Raw genomic sequence first — 15,818 nt, 5'->3', positions numbered from 1 at the left:
TTCTGACCAATGAATATCTCTGTCATCCTCGCCCATCCCGATTCAAACAGCTTCAACCATGCCATCGCAACACGGGTTGTGACCGCACTGGAACACAGTGGCCATGTGGTCCGCTTTCACGACCTCTACGCCGAGGATTTCCCTCCGAACCTGCCGTCCGCGGAAATCGCAAGAACCGCTGATCTGCCGGAAGTCATCGCGAACCACTGCCGTGAAATAGGCGAGGCTGATGGAGTTATCATTATTCACCCCAACTGGTGGGGAATGCCGCCGGCGATATTAAAAGGCTGGGTTGACAGAGTCATCCGCCCCGGTGTCGCCTATGAATTCATCGAACAGGATCAGGGGGAAGGAGTTCCGCTAGGTCTGCTCAAGGCCGATACCGCTCTGGTCTTCAACACCTCCAACACCGAAAGTGAACGGGAGCAGCAGGTCTTCGGCGACCCTCTTGAGACCATCTGGAGAAATTGTATCTTCGACCTTTGCGGCTGCCGTGACTTTCACCGGCGCATGTTTAACATAGTGGTGACCAGCAGTGAGGAGCAGCGCCGGCAGTGGCTTGATGAAGTACAAACACTGGTAACAGAGAAGTTCCCACGTAACGTGACATGAACCGATAACATCAGGTCAAAAACAGGACCCTGACTCATCGTATCAATTATCACAGGTATATACGCCATGAAAACTTTGTTACTCCCCGGGGTGAATCCCGCAACTATAGAATGGCTCGATCTTGTTTTTCACAAGCTTGAGCTGAGTTCCAAGCAACCTTTTCCTTTTGAATATTCCTTCTGGTCCGACAAGGACGACAAGCCGAGCCTTAAGAAAGAAATCGGCAGACTCCCGGCTCAAAAGTTCGATCTTATTATTGCCAAGTCATTCGGCACCCTCGTCCTGCTCCAGGCACTGCTCGAGGGCCGTTTAAGCTGTGACAGCGCCATCCTGTTCGGCATCCCTATCAAGATCGCCACCGATGTAAAAGGGTTTCAGGCAGAAGAAGCCTTCAAGCAGCTCGCCGATTCTTCGTTTTTACTCATCCAGCAGCAGGAGGATAAACTCGGTCACGCAAAACTCTTGTCAGAATTGCACCCGGCAAACCTGCTCACCATTCCCGGAAACGACCACCAGTATAACGAACTGGATCATTACATAGAAAAAAGTAAAAGCTGGCTGATGAAAAAATCGAGTGGGGAGTTGATAGGATAGTCATCATAGACCAGGTAGCGTATGCCCGGTTGCCAAGTGACTAATTATACCAGATCATTGCAGGCCCAGGGAGGGAGAGCATGGACAGTGACAAAGCGAGTCGTTCAGCAGCGATAATAGCAGCGCACAGGGCCTATGAATATTCTCGAACGGACTCCAATCGGATCTGTAGCGACCAATATGCCAAATCATTTCTGCCGGAAAACTTCTCCGTTATCGGGGAATCAGAGCTCCCTAGTGAGGAGACAATTGCCATCTTCAGGGATCTCGTTCCCGGTTTTCACGAATTTTTTCTGGCCCGCACCAGATATATCGACGATTATCTCGCGGGGCAACTCACTGTCGGCCTGGAACAGCTGGTCATCCTCGGGGCGGGCTTCGACACTCGCGCCCACCGCTTCGAGGAATTAGGCGCGATTCGGGTTTTTGAAGTGGATCACCCTGCAACCCAGGCAATCAAAAAAGCCAAAGTTGAGGAGTTGTTTTCCACTTTGCCCGATCATGTCAGCTACGTCCCGATCGATTTTCACCGTGAAAACCTGGAGCTATTGTCTGACTACGGTTACGACCACAGCAAAAAAAGTCTCTTTATCATGGAAGGCGTCATCATGTACCTCGACCTTGAGGCCATTGACGAAACGTTACTGTTCATCTCCAGAAACAGCGCAGAAGGTAGTCGCCTCATTTTTGACTATACCTATCCCGGTGTTCTGGAAAACACGATAGATAGAAAAGAAGCCAAAGCGTGGCTTGAGATAACCAGAAAATCAGATGAACCACTCCTGTTTGGTATCGAAGACGACGCAGTCGACGATTTTCTGAGCCGCAGGGGCTTCACCGACATCACCACGGTTAGCAGTGACTTTTTTAATAAAATTTATTTCCTGGACGATGAAGAGCGGCAGGCAACGCCGATACTTGCCATAGCCCATGCCCGAGTCCCCTAGCCCGAATGTCTCGTGAGCATTGTATGATGCAAAAGTATGAATCACTGACAGCCTCGAAATCCCTTGATTGACTTACATGAAATTTGACTCTCGCAATGCTCAAGACCCATGAAATCATCCTGGCCCAAAGTAGCCCCAACCAACACTTATTTTAAAGACTCTTCCCACATTCAATAATGATTATCCGGCCCTTCACCTTAGCAGACACAGAACAGACCATAGCACTCTGGCGAGCGTGTGAACTCATTGCCAGTCACAACGATCCGTTAAAAGATATCGAACGAAAGATGAAGGTGGACCCGGATCTGTTTCTGGTCGGTGATAAGGATGGACAGGTGGTCGCCACAGTCATGGCAGGCTATGAAGGTCATCGGGGTTGGATTTATTATCTGGCTGTCAGCCCGCAACATCAGGGCCAGGGGATAGGCAAAGTGATAGTACTTGAGGCTGAGAAACTGCTGCTTGCCAAAGGTGCGCCGAAGATCGATCTGATGGTACGAAGTACCAATGATAAAGTTATCGGTTTTTACCAGTCTCTCGGATATGCTGCAGAAGCTGTAACGGTGATGGGAAAGAGGCTGATCAACGATCGTTAATGACTGAACAAACTTCATTCAGGGATAGGGAATTATGTCTGAGCTTATTGACAGGGGGCATTATCGGAATCTGGCCGGGTTGGATGCCGGCGAAGTCAGCGCCAGAGTACCGGCTGTCTCTGTTGACCAGGAACAGAACTACGCGCTTGATATTCTCGACAGCCGGTGCCTGATCTCGCCGAAGGAATGCAACGTCAGACCCCAGGATGGTTTCCCGCCGCTCCACGAATACTTCAACCTGTTCGCCGTTCATTATCTGCTGACCGGCCAGAATGTTGCGCCGAAAAAGGAATGGATTTCCGAAAAGGATCTGCCTGGCGGTGCGACCTTCTTCCGTGGTCCCCATGAAATTCCCACCCGGCTGATTACCGACAATGTTGCCGATTCCCTTGAAACGTTTCGTATACTCTGCCGGAAACGGGGAGGTTCCTCCCTCGACATGGCAGATGCTGCCTATTCATTTCAGGTAACCGAGAAAATACCTGTGGCGATACTCTACTGGCTTGGCGACGAGGACTTCCCTTCTGAGGCAAAGCTGCTCTTTGACCGTTCGATCAACAGCCATTTTGCCCTGGATATTATTTATGCCCTGGCGGTTGGCATGTGCATGGAACTGGGGAATACCCGGATAGAGTAAAGGACCATGAAGAAAGAGCATATCGTCGTTTTTACCGGAGCAGGGATGAGCGCCCCCAGTGGTCTTGCCACTTTTCGGGACCCTGATGGCATCTGGAGCAGATACCGGGTCGAAGAAGTTGCCACACCTGAAGCCTGGGCCACCAACCAGGAAAAGGTGTTGGAGTTTTATAACCTTCGCCGTGCACAGCTGGCCAAGGTCGAACCCAATGAAGGCCACCGGGCCATCGCCGAACTCGAACAGCAGTACAAGGTAACCGTCGTCACCCAGAATGTGGACAACCTCCACGAACGTGGCGGCTCAACTTCCGTGCTGCACATCCATGGTGAATTGACCAAAGCCCGCTCCACCATTGATCCGGATCTGGTCTACGATATTGGCCCAGGTCTCCTGAACCCGGGCGATCTCTGTGAGAAAGGCAGCCAGCTCCGCCCCCATGTGGTCTGGTTCGGCGAACAGATTTTTCATACAGAACAGGCATGTGCAGCAATTGCCGACTGTGATATCGTAATTGTTGCCGGCACTTCTCTGCAGGTCTATCCAGCGGCAGGCATGATCCTCCATGCGCCGCCCGCAGCCAGACGATATCTTGTTGATCCCGGCAGCCCAAATGCTCCCGAGGGTTTTCAGCACCTGTGCGGGTCTGTGGATATTCTGCTGCCAAAGCTCACAAAAGAATTACTTGCAAAATAACTCTCACCTCTCAGGCTGCGCCTACCTGGTAATAACCTCATTATCCTTAGAAGTTAGAGAGGATAACCAGTTCATCGCCCGGACGTAGCATTCGCCCCTTCCCTTCAAGCACAGCAGGCCACTCGCTTTAAAGCGTATTTACCACAACATCAATTTGGTTCGACCTAAAAATGCCCGCTTCCATCCATCCCCATGACCATATGAATAAGGGGATGGCTGGAAGCGGGCTGTCTCACACCTGCCCAACTTGATACCTCGAATGGTTACATGATCTCTATGCTGCAATAATCACGCATAGAACTGCTCAGGCGAACACCGGATTTCTGCTGGGTCGGGAAAGTATTGTAGGCGTACATCAGAAAAGGCGTGGGGTTCTCCCAAGGGCCATCATCACCTATCTGGCTTGGATTAATGTAACGACAGAGCACCCTCATACCAGCTTCAAAGCTGTTGTATATGAAAGAATTCCGGAATCTACTCACCGTCTGCAGTCCCCCCGGTATATGGCGTGCGGACCTGGCTTTCCGTATCCGGCTTATCCTCAGCGTAGTCATTGTCTTGAGCTGACTCTTTGTCTTTTAACTCTTTCGCACCCGGCGTACCTGGCGGTGCCTTTTGCTTCAGGACCATATCCGCAATCTCTTCAACGGTCTGTTGTGCTTCTTTCAGCACCCCCTGCTTCCCCAGCCCCTTCTTTCTGGCCATGATGATCAATACCTCCATGTCATGTGCTTCGCTGCACCATCGGCACAGATCATGACAACGTCGTGCCGCCAAGTAAGCTACCCTCACCGCACTTCCGAGACGAATCCTGTTGTTAAATTGTATGCTTTGCTTCTTACAATTTTATCTTCAGCGACATCCCGGGCATGCTTGCCAATCAACTCGAGCTATTCGGCTCCTGCCCTCACACTCATTTCTGAATCACATTCTCTAGCTTCTCTTTCTTAAAAAAACCTGCGAGGCTCTCGAAGGTGCTGAGCGCTTTTTTGACCGGTGCAATAGGGCTTCGCCCCTGCTTGGCAAAAATCACATCGATGGAGGTGAAGGGGTCGTTGTCTGGGTTGCTGATATAGTAACGAATCGCTTCCAGCTTGCGAATAATCTCTGCCTCTGCCTGCTGCCTGAGAGTTGCCCGATAGCGGATGATCTTTTCCTTTGCAGCATCATCACGCTCATTCTTCTGGTATTTTTTGAGCTTGTACTGTATCCGCAGTTCAATCAACTCGAGCAGCATCTTTTCATACTCGTCTCCAAGCCAGATTGTCTCCGGCACCAGTTCGCCAAAGTAACTGACTGCCAGGATATCCTTGTTCTGGCTCCAGTAGCCAATCAGGAAATCAAGCTCAAGACTTTTGTAATTCTGACGAGGCATATACATCCTGCGAAGATATTGCAGAACCTTCTCAGCCTTTTTCTTCTGGCCACCTATGATCACCGAGCCACCAACTGTATCCTTGGTCACACCCTTGGTCCAGGGCGCGCCGGTGATACCGAAATCGGGATAGATCGGGATATGCAAAATCGCCGATAAGGTATTCAGCGCAAGGGCATAACCGGCCGACGGGCCACCGACATTATAGGAAGCAGAGAGCAACTGGTGATGGATGGTATACTTAACCAGAAATTCACCAAGGAGTTTCACCATGCTTATGTCAGGATGAAGAGCCTGGAAGTAGTTCTTCACCAGGGTCAGCGCCTCCTGGGCCGACTGCTGGGTCATCTGCACCGCCATCTCCATCTGCGCGGCCTCGCCCCCTGAGGACGAGACTGCTCCTGTCACCAGCACTTTTTCCGGCGAGAGGCTATAGGTGAGGCTGGTGGCGATGGGCAACAACACGCCTTCCGTATCGTTTGCGCCAACTCCCACAATAAAACCCTTCTGTGGTTCCTTGCTCAGTTCGGTCTCCAGATAATCATCCAGTTCTAACTTGCCCTTTCTGGTAGGGCTTTGAGAAAGTTCGAATCGGGCGTTCTTCAAATGGGACTCACAGAGCGGATAATCCGCGTCTGCACCGATGGTCTCAAACTTTTTCATTACCTCATCATATCTTTCTAAAAAACTTGTCGGCGAATCCTTCAAAGCCTGCTGAAGACCTGTATCTTCGCCTATTGCCTGCAGAATTCCGCTCAAGGTCTTGATGTTGAATTTTAAAAAATTCTGCTGCTGGTCCTCAGGCAGAGAAGGTAGCATTCTGAACTTCTTCAACACTGTCAATTCCGTTGAGCGAAGGGCCAGTGATTTCTCCACAAATGCGGAATAATCCGCAGGAGTATGGCAAATGCCTTTAGCGGCCTCTATCACGTTCTCAGCAGAAAAACCCTGCGCCACAGGAATCTCATGCAGTGCTGCCTCAATTATGCCGCTGATATCGCGCATGCCGAGTTGCCCGGAGACCTCCATCACTTTCAACCTCTTGGAACGAATCAATGCAGGGTCCAGCAGATCGAGGCGGTTCGTGGTGAGCACGGTCAGCACTTTGGAAAGTGGCGTCTCCCCATCGATGATTGACAGGAATTTGTTGGTCAAACGATCCGAAGGGCTGCCGCCTGTTGCCGAGCGCCGAGGTGCCAGGGCATCCCCCTCATCAAAGAAGACCACCGCAGGGGCGATCATCTTGGCAATGTCATAGACCTTGGTCAGATTAGTCACCGTACCGTCTATGGGGTTTGCCGGGTTGTGCAGGGTTGAAGGGCTGGCACTGATATCATGAATAGACTCATTTTCGCTGAGCCAGCTACGCACCAGAAAGGTTTTACCACTGCCGGGAGGACCGTTTAATACCACGCCCTTTTCTTCATTTACATTGTAGAGCAGGCAATTGTTGGCCATCTCGGAGAAGGTATTTTTGATGTCTCCGACATAGTCATCCCAGATTGCCGTCCGGTCGATCCGGTTGACCACCTTCTTGAACAGGTCACCGAAGGCATTACGCGCCACCATCTCGAACGCGTTCCGCACCAACAACCCGTCATCCATATACTCTGCGCGAAAATCACCCTTGAGATTAACCATAAACCCGACCAGTTTCCGCACATAGGCCGGCGTCACCTGCAGCGATCTTTCGGCAAAGACGCGATACACCTTGCCCACCGCAACCATCAGGCTGTCCGGCGAAATCCATTTAATGGTATCGTGCTCAAACTGCTCCAGCTTATGCGCCACCCGGATATTGTGCCGCATAAGCTCAATGCGGATTATTTCCTTGAGATTGCGTTTATTCTGCCAGTATTCGGAAACATCTTTCACTATCCCTTTTTCGGCAAAACGCCGGTAGATCGCTGAATCGAATACTTCCGGCTGATCCGACGTGGCAACCAGCACACAGTCGCGGCTACCGCTGATAATCTCATCGATTATGATATTCGAGGTATCGACCAGCGTGCCCTGCTGTCGTTCCACCCCGCCTCCACCGGCACCGGTGCTTTCTTTTCGGGCAAAAGCGCTGTGCGCCTCTTCGAGGTGGCGAACAGATGTCCGGAGAGGATTGCCAAAAGCTTTCTTCAGATAGTTGCCAGGCTCACCGGCAAGCGAAGTCTGAAAATCATTGGGGGTTATTTTCGCATAATCGACGACCAGACTTTGTTCTTCGAGATCACTGAGGTTTCTGCCAATCTGTCTCTTGAACAGGAAACGCACTATTGGCATGCGGGAGTAGCGCTGATAGCGTCGCAACCGCTGTCTGCGGCGAATCTCGTCAGCCAGCTCCGGCTCTACATCATCGAGAGTTTTCCAGAACGGCACCTTGGCAAGAATTCTGGCCTTCTTGCGCTCCAGATCGACTTCCGGACGCACCTGATTGACAAAAAACACCTGCTCAATCGCCTTGACCGCAGTAGCCGATTTGCCACTGCCACTACCGCCGATCAGCAGTATAAGCGGAGATTGCGGCGTTTCAGGATCTGTCACATATTCTTTCAGGATATGAGCCCGGTAAACTTTTTCAAAAAGCCGGGCCAACTCTTCCGGCAGGTGAACATCGGCAAGCTCCTGGTCAAGCAGCGAGAGCAGAAATGCGCGATCCTTGCTGCTCACTTCACGCTCCAGTAAGGCGTTCCATGCCTTTCGCGGAGAAGCCTGGCCCGACATTTCAAACCGCTTTTGCCAATCTGTGATAATTTCCGGATCACGGAGAATGGTAAAATTGTCTTTTCTCCGTTCGTTTTCTTCACCACCGGAAAACGGCACCACCCACTTACCAATCAACTTCAGACGCCACAACACACCAGATGGTGGTCGATACTGGTTGAGCCGCGCCCGCATGAACTCCTTGGTTTCAAAAGGCCAGGCCGCGACGATCTCCTCCATCTCACGAATGCGCTTTTCCGGTAGCCGGATGTACTCTATTTTTTTGGTCAGTCTGCGGGGCATAATTACCAGCCAGGTTGCTCCTTACGCGAGTGCATTACTACTTTGGGACAGTCGGCGCAAGAATGGTTGATGGCGTTGAACTCACGGCGTTCAGCTGCTGATTTTTCCCACCACCATCCTTCTCTCCTGGGTGTTCACCCAAAAGCGGCAGGGTAATTGACGGGCCATCGCTGCTGGTATTCTGAATAACCACCGTATTCTGACCGGTCTGATTCTTCTCATAGGCAGAGGCCCATTTCTGCTGCACCAGGAATCTCAATAGCGCCATATCGGTTGAGCCATCCGGTCGTCCCACAGCCTTCTGCAGAGTCGAGATACCATCCAGGTAGGCAGCATAGAGTTTTCGTATCCTGCTCGCCTCCTGATCCGCTGCGTAGTTCTCCGCCTCAGCGATCAGCTCCCTTCGTTTCTTCTCTTCCGATGCCGCCACCAGCTGGTCGCCAAATCGTGTCTCCTTCAACACAAAACTGATAACCTCTATGCCGTACTTCTCCTCAAGGGTCGGGCCGCCTTCATTTATCGGCCTGGACTTCAAAGCCTTGAAGATATCCTCTTTGACCTGATGCCGTTCGCTGATGAGATGGACCACGGTCTCTGCCTGCATCAGGTCTTTCACTATGCCATCATAATCTCCCTGCAAAAGCGTCATTGGCTGCAGGTTCTCAATGGCCCATATCTTTAAATCCCGAATCCGGTAGGTGAGTAGTGCAGAAGTCCAGAGCGCGACATTATCCCTGGTAATAATCCGCATGGGATCATTGGAGCCACCCAGAAAAAGTGTCTGGTTCATCAATGTCACTTCCTGCTCAATCCTGGTGAATAATGGCAGGCGGACATGCCAGCCGACGTCAGTTACCGCCTCCCTTGCTCCCCCCAGCTTTTCGAGAACCACCGCATAATTCTTCTTTACTTTGAAGATGGTTTTACTGGCATATACTGTAGCGATACAGCCGTACACCAGCACCACAAGAAGCGTTGACAAAACCACCAGTCGCCCAATCCGTAATGCAAACCCACGCTGAAAGATATTCCACACCGGCTTTTTCGACATAAAGTCTCCTGCACCAATGAGTTACCGGACTATCGGGGCCATGGAGCTTTGCAACTGACATTCATGCCCGGTCCCAACTGATGATTATTAGAAATATTTTTCATTAACATTGTCGTGATTTGCCAACCATTACCGACCGGCTCATAAACGCTACGACACGCGCACAGCTGTAACTGACACAATGTTCATGAAAAAATGAGGGTTAAACGATTTAACAGAAGAGTATTCTAACAAAAGCTTATCGGATATTGTTGTACACTGTCAAATAACCGCCAAGGCACAGAAGACAGGTAGAAAACACAAAAAACTCATACAAACTGATCTATTGCAACCACCTGCATGCACCACATCTCACGGCAGGGAAGGTAAAGTAAAAACAAAAATCGACAGAGATTGATAATACTAGTATATCCTGTCAGGCCTTTTGTAATTATTTTATTTATTAATATTGAGAAAAATCGATAAACCGTCACCAGCCAGCAATGAACCAGCCAATCATACGAACCTTCAGCCACCACTATCGGCAAAAGTATGGGGTACCAGTAGGGAAAATCCCCATAGACACCGGTATGATCTGCCCCAACAGGGAAAAAGGTGGCTGTATCTTCTGCAGCCCGGCAAGCTTTACTCCGGGGTATCTCGACGGCACCGATGACTACCTGACACAGATTGAGCGTGGCAAAAACACTATACTGAAAGGCCGATTCAGTAAATACTTCGCTTATTTCCAGCAGGAAACCTGCACGGCCGTACCCGTCGACTCCTTCCTGCCGGCACTTTCTGTGATCCTGGAAGATCCAGACTGTATGGGGCTCATCCTCTCCACCAGGCCTGATTACGTAAACGATGATTTGCTGGGGCCCCTGGCTTCACTGATTTTTGAAAAGAAGAAAGAATGTCTGTTTGAACTGGGGTTACAAACTGTTCATGACAAAAGTCTTCAACTTCTTAACCGAAATCACAGCTATCAGGACTTTACCAACTGTGTTCACCGCATAAAAGGTTACGGAAAATTTGAGATCGGCGTACACCTCATTTTCGGTATCCCAAAAGAGAATGAAGAAGAAATGCTCGTATCGGTGGATAAGGTCTGCAAACTCGGCATAAATGCTTTGAAACTGCATCATCTGCAGGTTATCCGGGGTACTGAACTAGAGAAGATGTATCAGCACAACAAATTCTCCCCTTTCACCTTAGACGGCTATCTTGAATTCCTTCAGAAAGTACTGGTCCGCATCCCTTCCGATATCACAATTCACCGCCTGTGGGCTACTTCTCACCCTGAACTGCTCGTTGCTCCCAGATGGGATATACTCGCCACCCATTTGAGTCAAAGATTGCAAAAAGATTTGCAGAATAACGGCCTCTTTCAGGGCTCTGCAATTTTGCGGTAATTATCAATACAGGCCTTATAATCTTACCCTGATCAATGATCATTGACACCTTGCCTACCTTCTGACAGGATGACATGCGAAAGCATATCATTTTCGTCTTAAATTTTGGGAGTCTGTTGTGATCGAAGTAGATGTTCACCTTCTTGCAAGTTTAGAAATCGACCGTTTCAACAATCGCCTTATCCAGCTTGAGGAACCGGCAACAATTCACTCGCTCTTGGAGAAAATCGAGCTGACACCATGGCACATCGGGGCGGTATACGTTAACAGCAAAGCTTCCAACTTCGAACATCCTCTTGATGACGGTGACAGGGTAACCTTGATGTCAGACATAGTTGGAGGATGATCCCAAACTCTCCGACGAATATTGGCGCAACCTGCACCATTTCGATCTACGCTTGACAAGCGACCTACCTTCTGGCAGGTTGTCAGCTATGAGTGATACACGAACCAAAATATTAGATGTGGCCGAGGATCTTGTTCAGACCGTTGGTGTCAACGCGATGAGCTACAAGCATATAAGCGAAGCCGTCGGCATTAGAAAAGCCAGCATTCACCATCATTTTCCCAAGAAGGAAGACCTGGTGGATGAATTGCTTAAGCGTTGCCAAACAACATACGGTGAAAACTATCGCGCAATAGTGAACGAAGACGGGACCGCTCCGGAAAAGCTCAGAAAGCTCGCCGGAGTCTTTGAACAGGGCTTGTTGCAGAACAAACTTTGTCTGGTGGGATCGATAAGCACCGATAAAAACACCCTGCCAGCACATTCCTGCGACATCCTGAAGGATTCCATAAAAATGACTGTTTCGATTTTCGCCACCGTTTTTTCCCAGGGAAGAGAGGATAATTCATTACGTATTAGCGGAACAGATGAAGAGGCCGCCTACACCTTTCTCTCTTTTCTGGTTGGAACCCAGATTGTTGCACGATCTCACGGCGGAGATGACATGTTTAACAAAGCTGCGGAAATAATGATCAAGGCCCTTGAGTGTTGACAGGGATTTTTTTTACGGACATTGTGCCTACCTACCGGTAGGTGCAATGTCCGTGAATCTGTATTGAGGTTTCGAAATACAATGAAAAAAGTAGAAGAATATAAAGGTTTCGAACAGGGGCCAATTCGCCCACCCAGTGAAGCGGAAAGCTTACTTATCCGCATTAGCCGTAACTGTCCGTGGAACCGATGCACCTTCTGCCCAGTCTATAAAGGCACGACATTCAGCTTGCGTCCTGTTGAACATGTACTACGGGACATAGATACAGTGAAGTGGTATGTAGACGCCATTCTTGACGCTCGGAGAACTGGCAGTTCATTGGAAAACATTGCCCCTCCAGGCCAGCAACAGGACAACTATGCCATAAACGGAGCATACAACTTCATCTCCGGTGGCATGAAATCGATCTTTCTGCAGGATGGGAACAGTCTCATCATAAAGCCGGATGACCTTATCCGTATCCTGCGCCACCTCCGTCAGGCGTTTCCCAATGTAGAGCGAGTTACCTCCTATGCCCGCAGCCATACCATTGCCAGAATCAGTGACGATCATCTGGCTCAAATGGCAGAAGCCGGCCTCAACCGGATTCATATCGGCATGGAATCAGGATCCGATGAAGTCCTTAAAATGGTGAAAAAGGGTACCGACAAAGCTACCCAGATACACGCCGGGAAAAAGATTAAAAGAGCCGGCATGCAACTTTCTGAGTACTACATGCCTGGCCTGGGCGGCAAGAGTCTCTGGCAGGAAAATGCCGAAGAGACTGCAGACGCCCTGAATCAGATCAATCCGGACTTTATCAGGCTGAGAACCCTTGCCATGCCGACCGCCGCGCCGCTGACCCAACAGTTCAGGAATAATGAGTTCGACAAAATGGGTGAGGTAGACACCTCCCGCGAGCTGCTGCTCTTCCTTGAGTCGCTTGATGGCATCACCAGTGCGGTCAGGAGCGACCATGTGCTCAACCTTTTCCCGGAAGTTGATGGAGTATTGCCCGGTGATAAAGAACAGATGATGAGGCCTGTCCGGGAATTCCTTGAACTGGAACCTGAAGAACAGCTCCTGTTCTGCATAGGACGCCGTACCCACCGCATCTCCAGCATAGGAGATTTGAAAAACCCTGTTACCCGCGACTATGCCCAGCAGATGTGCGACCAGTTCGGGGCCCGGGTCGATAATATGGACCAGGTGATCGACAGGATCATGCAGCGATATATATAACGTCAGGAGCCTGTCGGGCTATTACAATTTTTCGCCAAATCAGGTAAGCGCGCAGAATAAGACTCCGAGGCATCTAAAGAAGAGTTGGCAGGTAAACGAGCTTTACGGGACTCCGCAGAAAGGGCTTAGTGCGACAGCTGGCTGCAAGTAATGAAGGCAAAAGTCCTGCCAACAACAGCTTCCAGAGGTGTGAGCCCTCCCAGGACTTTTCCTGCTTGTCACAAAAATAGAGGAGATCTCTTCAGACAAAAGTTCTCCTGAACATTTCAAAGTGACATTCTGTAATACATCCATCCTCTTCCCCCTGCCAATTCGTTCCTCAAAACTCATAAGCTGTGGATCTGCTCAATGCACTTTCAGAATCCAGACGATCCAGCATCAAAGGTGCCGCTGCCTAAGAGTATCATCTCAATCTCCTCTGTGATCTCCTCCTGACGCAACGATCTTGCCTTGGTGCACAGTGTCTGCAGCCGCTCGTCGAGCCTGTGCACTGCTCCCCCCAAGTGTTCGACCCGATAACGATTTTCAACCATTAGTGAGACGGTGAATAGCCGGATAACGCTGAGGTACAGGTAATGTGAGAGGAACTCACGAAAAAAAACAGCCTGTTCCAGGTAGAGATGTGGCGGAATCAGCTTCTCCCTCTCCTTTTGAACCGGCTTGGGAGGCAGCAGGTGACTGACTGCCACCACCCCTTCCTCATCACCATGACTGAGAACCAGAAGCTTAGTGCATTTTTGTTCACCCATCTGACGCTGCACAGTTGTGACTATCCGAGGCAATACAGTAGCTATCTCTTCACTGGTTCCGGCCCCTGCCAATGGTATGTATCCCGGTAGCCGGTCATCAAGGTGGCTACAGAGTTTTCTGCCTATTGCCAGCACCCGCCACGGTTTTTCCTTCACACTCGCCTGACCTGTCAGGAGCGCTTCCCCAAGCAGTTCATTGAAGGGGCCGCAAAATCCCCGTTCAGAACCAATAACCATAACCAAATCATCACCTGCAATCGGGTGCGGCTGGGGGAAATTCACCATATAATCATCAACCATTTCCTGCAGGACCCCTGCGATCTCCCGATAATGCTCTGCCCGGCCGGTCAGTTTCCGCAATTCCAGCTGGGAGAGCGTTTTCATTGAGGTAATGATCGATTGCAACTCCCGCAGCTGTTGAATGTGGTATTCGACCTTTCTGAACTTGCTCATATCATATTCTGTCGTGGAAAGTTCTTGAGCCAGAAATTCACTTTCTCCAGCCAGCTTTCCCTGCTCGCCTCAAGACTGAGCGGCTCATCATGGAGTTTTCCTGCAAGGTATTCAAGTACTTTCGGCACCTCAGATTGTTCAAGTTTATCAAATAGACCGGTGTTATAGGCAATGAGCCAGGCCAGCTGAAACTCAGCCGAAAGGGGGTTGCGCTGCTCCTGCTTAAGTATTTCCCGCAAAATTCGCCCCCGGCGAATGGCATGTTCCATCGAGGCTTCCAGCTTGGCACCAAACCGTGTAAACATTTCAAGTTCCAGAAACTGCAGATAGTCGAGCTTCATTCTTCCCGCTTCTTTCTTGATCTTCGAATGCTGTGCCTGGCCGCCAATTCTTGAAACCGATCTGGCAACATCAATAGCCGGACGATAGCCTGCAGAAAACAGATTCAGATCGAGATAAATCTGGCCGTCGGTAATGGAAATAAGGTTGGTAGGGATATAACCGGCAATATCCCCCTGCTCTGTCTCAACAATCGGCAGGGCAGTCATTGAACCGCTACCGGTCTCTGCAGAAAGGGTGGTGCTGCGTTCAAGCAGACCGGCATGTATTGAAAAGATGTCACCCGGATATGCTTCCCGGCCGGGATGTCGACGCAAAAGAAGCGACAGTTCCCGGTAAATCTTCGCATGCGTGCTGAGGTCATCGTAGATTATGAGAGTGTCATGCCCTGTATGCATCCATGATTCCGCCATGGTGCAGCCTGAAAATGGAGCAAGAAATTGCATCCCGGGCAAGGTGCTGGCCTCGGCTACAACAATTGTCGTATACTCCATCGCCTCAAATTTACGCAGAGTATTAATGGTGCTGATTACCGAAGAGCGTTTCTGCCCCACCAGTACATAGACGCATAACACCTTGAGACCGCGCTGATTGATAACGGCATCAATGGCGAGAGAGCTGCGCCCCAGCCCCTCATCGCCGATGATCAACTGACGCTGCCCCTTGCCGATCGGGATGAGGGTGTCAATCACCTTAATACCGGTATAGAGCGGGTTATTTACGAAATCCCTGTGAATTATCGGTGGTGATTTCTGCTCAATTGGACGCAGAACCCAATCACCAAGCTCACCCTCGTCGTCGAGCGGCCGCCCCAATGGGTCCACAACCCTTCCGATCAGCCCGTTTCCGGTCGGTACACTGAGCCGCTCATTAGTGAGATAAACCGGCATGCCCGAGGTGAGTTCCTGGCTGTCATCAAGCAGCACCACCCCCACACGGTCAACGGAAAGGTCAAAGACCATAGCCCGGCTTTCATCGGCAAACATGACGAGTCCGTTCATTCTTGCGGATGGCAGCCCGCTGATCCAGGCAATACCGTCACCAACTGAAACCAGCTGCCCCTGCTCGGTGAACCTTGGCCGAAAGCGATAATCGGCAACCCAGGACTCGAGGCGCTGCAGAAGGCTGGCGCCGGTTCCGGAAACAGGCATGTTGTCTGGCA

General features: G+C 50.4%; 16 protein-coding genes. 10 read left to right on the top strand and 6 right to left on the bottom strand.

Features of this window, described 5'->3' with window-relative positions; genetic code table 11:
• Nucleotides 1-9: 9 nt before the first annotated feature.
• The 6 genes from ACN5NT_RS18515 to ACN5NT_RS18490 all read left to right on the top strand — a co-directional run bounded on the left by ACN5NT_RS18515 (nt 10) and on the right by ACN5NT_RS18490 (nt 4,079).
• Nucleotides 10-612, top strand: coding sequence for an NAD(P)H-dependent oxidoreductase (locus ACN5NT_RS18515; RefSeq protein WP_419176419.1), 603 nt, complete (start codon nt 10-12; stop codon nt 610-612).
• 66 nt (nt 613-678) lie between these two features.
• Nucleotides 679-1,206, top strand: a complete 528-nt coding sequence (locus tag ACN5NT_RS18510) for a hypothetical protein (protein WP_419176418.1) — start codon at nt 679-681, stop codon at nt 1,204-1,206.
• Nucleotides 1,207-1,286: 80 nt separating this feature from the next.
• Nucleotides 1,287-2,153, top strand: a complete 867-nt coding sequence (locus ACN5NT_RS18505; RefSeq protein ID WP_419176417.1) for an SAM-dependent methyltransferase — start codon at nt 1,287-1,289, stop codon at nt 2,151-2,153.
• Nucleotides 2,154-2,329: 176 nt separating this feature from the next.
• Nucleotides 2,330-2,749: a GNAT family acetyltransferase gene (locus ACN5NT_RS18500; protein WP_419176416.1), complete on the top strand. Its 420-nt coding sequence runs from the start codon at nt 2,330-2,332 to the stop codon at nt 2,747-2,749.
• Nucleotides 2,750-2,783: 34 nt separating this feature from the next.
• A complete protein-coding gene (locus ACN5NT_RS18495; RefSeq protein ID WP_419176415.1) occupies nt 2,784-3,386 on the top strand; it encodes a DUF3786 domain-containing protein in 603 nt (200 codons plus the stop codon).
• 6 nt (nt 3,387-3,392) lie between these two features.
• Complete coding sequence (locus tag ACN5NT_RS18490; RefSeq protein WP_419176414.1) at nt 3,393-4,079, top strand: SIR2 family NAD-dependent protein deacylase; 687 nt, start codon at nt 3,393-3,395, stop codon at nt 4,077-4,079.
• Nucleotides 4,080-4,342: 263 nt separating this feature from the next.
• Here ACN5NT_RS18490 and ACN5NT_RS18485 read toward each other — a convergent pair whose 3' ends face one another.
• The 4 genes from ACN5NT_RS18485 to ACN5NT_RS18470 form a co-directional block, all read right to left on the bottom strand.
• On the bottom strand, nt 4,343-4,513 hold the full coding sequence (locus ACN5NT_RS18485; protein ID WP_419176413.1) for a hypothetical protein: 171 nt from the start codon (nt 4,511-4,513) through the stop codon (nt 4,343-4,345).
• Nucleotides 4,514-4,553: 40 nt separating this feature from the next.
• On the bottom strand, nt 4,554-4,784 hold the full coding sequence (locus tag ACN5NT_RS18480; RefSeq protein ID WP_419176412.1) for a hypothetical protein: 231 nt from the start codon (nt 4,782-4,784) through the stop codon (nt 4,554-4,556).
• Nucleotides 4,785-4,992: 208 nt separating this feature from the next.
• On the bottom strand, nt 4,993-8,451 hold the full coding sequence (locus ACN5NT_RS18475; protein WP_136797159.1) for an AAA family ATPase: 3,459 nt from the start codon (nt 8,449-8,451) through the stop codon (nt 4,993-4,995).
• Between the two features lie 37 nt (nt 8,452-8,488).
• Nucleotides 8,489-9,502 carry an SPFH domain-containing protein gene (locus ACN5NT_RS18470; protein ID WP_419176411.1) on the bottom strand — a complete coding sequence of 338 codons (1,014 nt, stop codon included), beginning with the start codon at nt 9,500-9,502 and terminating at the stop codon, nt 8,489-8,491.
• A gap of 482 nt (nt 9,503-9,984) precedes the next feature.
• On the opposite strand from ACN5NT_RS18470, the gene ACN5NT_RS18465 reads away from it, so the two are divergent.
• From ACN5NT_RS18465 to ACN5NT_RS18450, 4 genes are all read left to right on the top strand, one after another.
• Nucleotides 9,985-10,896: a TIGR01212 family radical SAM protein gene (locus ACN5NT_RS18465; protein ID WP_419176410.1), complete on the top strand. Its 912-nt coding sequence runs from the start codon at nt 9,985-9,987 to the stop codon at nt 10,894-10,896.
• A 118-nt stretch (nt 10,897-11,014) separates the two neighbouring features.
• Nucleotides 11,015-11,242: a MoaD/ThiS family protein gene (locus tag ACN5NT_RS18460; RefSeq protein ID WP_419176409.1), complete on the top strand. Its 228-nt coding sequence runs from the start codon at nt 11,015-11,017 to the stop codon at nt 11,240-11,242.
• Nucleotides 11,243-11,330: 88 nt separating this feature from the next.
• Nucleotides 11,331-11,894: a TetR/AcrR family transcriptional regulator gene (locus ACN5NT_RS18455; RefSeq protein ID WP_419176408.1), complete on the top strand. Its 564-nt coding sequence runs from the start codon at nt 11,331-11,333 to the stop codon at nt 11,892-11,894.
• An 81-nt stretch (nt 11,895-11,975) separates the two neighbouring features.
• Entirely contained in the window at nt 11,976-13,115 is a 1,140-nt protein-coding gene (locus tag ACN5NT_RS18450; RefSeq protein ID WP_419176407.1) for a radical SAM protein, read from the top strand.
• 356 nt (nt 13,116-13,471) lie between these two features.
• Here ACN5NT_RS18450 and ACN5NT_RS18445 read toward each other — a convergent pair whose 3' ends face one another.
• Both ACN5NT_RS18445 and ACN5NT_RS18440 read right to left on the bottom strand, forming a co-directional pair.
• Nucleotides 13,472-14,317: a F0F1 ATP synthase subunit gamma gene (locus tag ACN5NT_RS18445; RefSeq protein WP_419176406.1), complete on the bottom strand. Its 846-nt coding sequence runs from the start codon at nt 14,315-14,317 to the stop codon at nt 13,472-13,474.
• On the bottom strand, nt 14,314-15,807 hold the full coding sequence (locus tag ACN5NT_RS18440; protein WP_419176466.1) for a F0F1 ATP synthase subunit alpha: 1,494 nt from the start codon (nt 15,805-15,807) through the stop codon (nt 14,314-14,316). Before ACN5NT_RS18440 ends, ACN5NT_RS18445 begins: the two co-directional genes overlap by 4 nt.
• Between the last annotated feature and the right edge of the window lie 11 nt (nt 15,808-15,818).

Source organism: Desulfosediminicola sp. (assembly GCF_048381775.1).
Taxonomy (GTDB): domain Bacteria; phylum Desulfobacterota; class Desulfobulbia; order Desulfobulbales; family Desulfocapsaceae; genus Desulfopila; species Desulfopila ganghwensis.
This window is presented reverse-complemented; position numbering and strand designations above follow the sequence as displayed.

Excerpts from the sequence above, each read along its gene's own strand:
- ACN5NT_RS18475 (WP_136797159.1), bottom strand. The coding sequence starts at position 8,451 with ATGCCCCGCAGACTGACCAAAAAAATAGAGTACATCCGGCTACCGGAA.
- ACN5NT_RS18480 (WP_419176412.1), bottom strand. The coding sequence starts at position 4,784 with ATGGCCAGAAAGAAGGGGCTGGGGAAGCAGGGGGTGCTGAAAGAAGCA.
- ACN5NT_RS18470 (WP_419176411.1), bottom strand. The coding sequence starts at position 9,502 with ATGTCGAAAAAGCCGGTGTGGAATATCTTTCAGCGTGGGTTTGCATTA.
- ACN5NT_RS18485 (WP_419176413.1), bottom strand. The coding sequence starts at position 4,513 with ATGAGGGTGCTCTGTCGTTACATTAATCCAAGCCAGATAGGTGATGAT.
- ACN5NT_RS18510 (WP_419176418.1), top strand. The coding sequence starts at position 679 with ATGAAAACTTTGTTACTCCCCGGGGTGAATCCCGCAACTATAGAATGG.
- ACN5NT_RS18440 (WP_419176466.1), bottom strand. The coding sequence starts at position 15,807 with ATGCCTGTTTCCGGAACCGGCGCCAGCCTTCTGCAGCGCCTCGAGTCC.
- ACN5NT_RS18445 (WP_419176406.1), bottom strand. The coding sequence starts at position 14,317 with ATGAGCAAGTTCAGAAAGGTCGAATACCACATTCAACAGCTGCGGGAG.
- ACN5NT_RS18490 (WP_419176414.1), top strand. The coding sequence starts at position 3,393 with ATGAAGAAAGAGCATATCGTCGTTTTTACCGGAGCAGGGATGAGCGCC.
- ACN5NT_RS18500 (WP_419176416.1), top strand. The coding sequence starts at position 2,330 with ATGATTATCCGGCCCTTCACCTTAGCAGACACAGAACAGACCATAGCA.
- ACN5NT_RS18505 (WP_419176417.1), top strand. The coding sequence starts at position 1,287 with ATGGACAGTGACAAAGCGAGTCGTTCAGCAGCGATAATAGCAGCGCAC.
- ACN5NT_RS18515 (WP_419176419.1), top strand. The coding sequence starts at position 10 with ATGAATATCTCTGTCATCCTCGCCCATCCCGATTCAAACAGCTTCAAC.
- ACN5NT_RS18455 (WP_419176408.1), top strand. The coding sequence starts at position 11,331 with ATGAGTGATACACGAACCAAAATATTAGATGTGGCCGAGGATCTTGTT.
- ACN5NT_RS18450 (WP_419176407.1), top strand. The coding sequence starts at position 11,976 with ATGAAAAAAGTAGAAGAATATAAAGGTTTCGAACAGGGGCCAATTCGC.
- ACN5NT_RS18465 (WP_419176410.1), top strand. The coding sequence starts at position 9,985 with ATGAACCAGCCAATCATACGAACCTTCAGCCACCACTATCGGCAAAAG.
- ACN5NT_RS18495 (WP_419176415.1), top strand. The coding sequence starts at position 2,784 with ATGTCTGAGCTTATTGACAGGGGGCATTATCGGAATCTGGCCGGGTTG.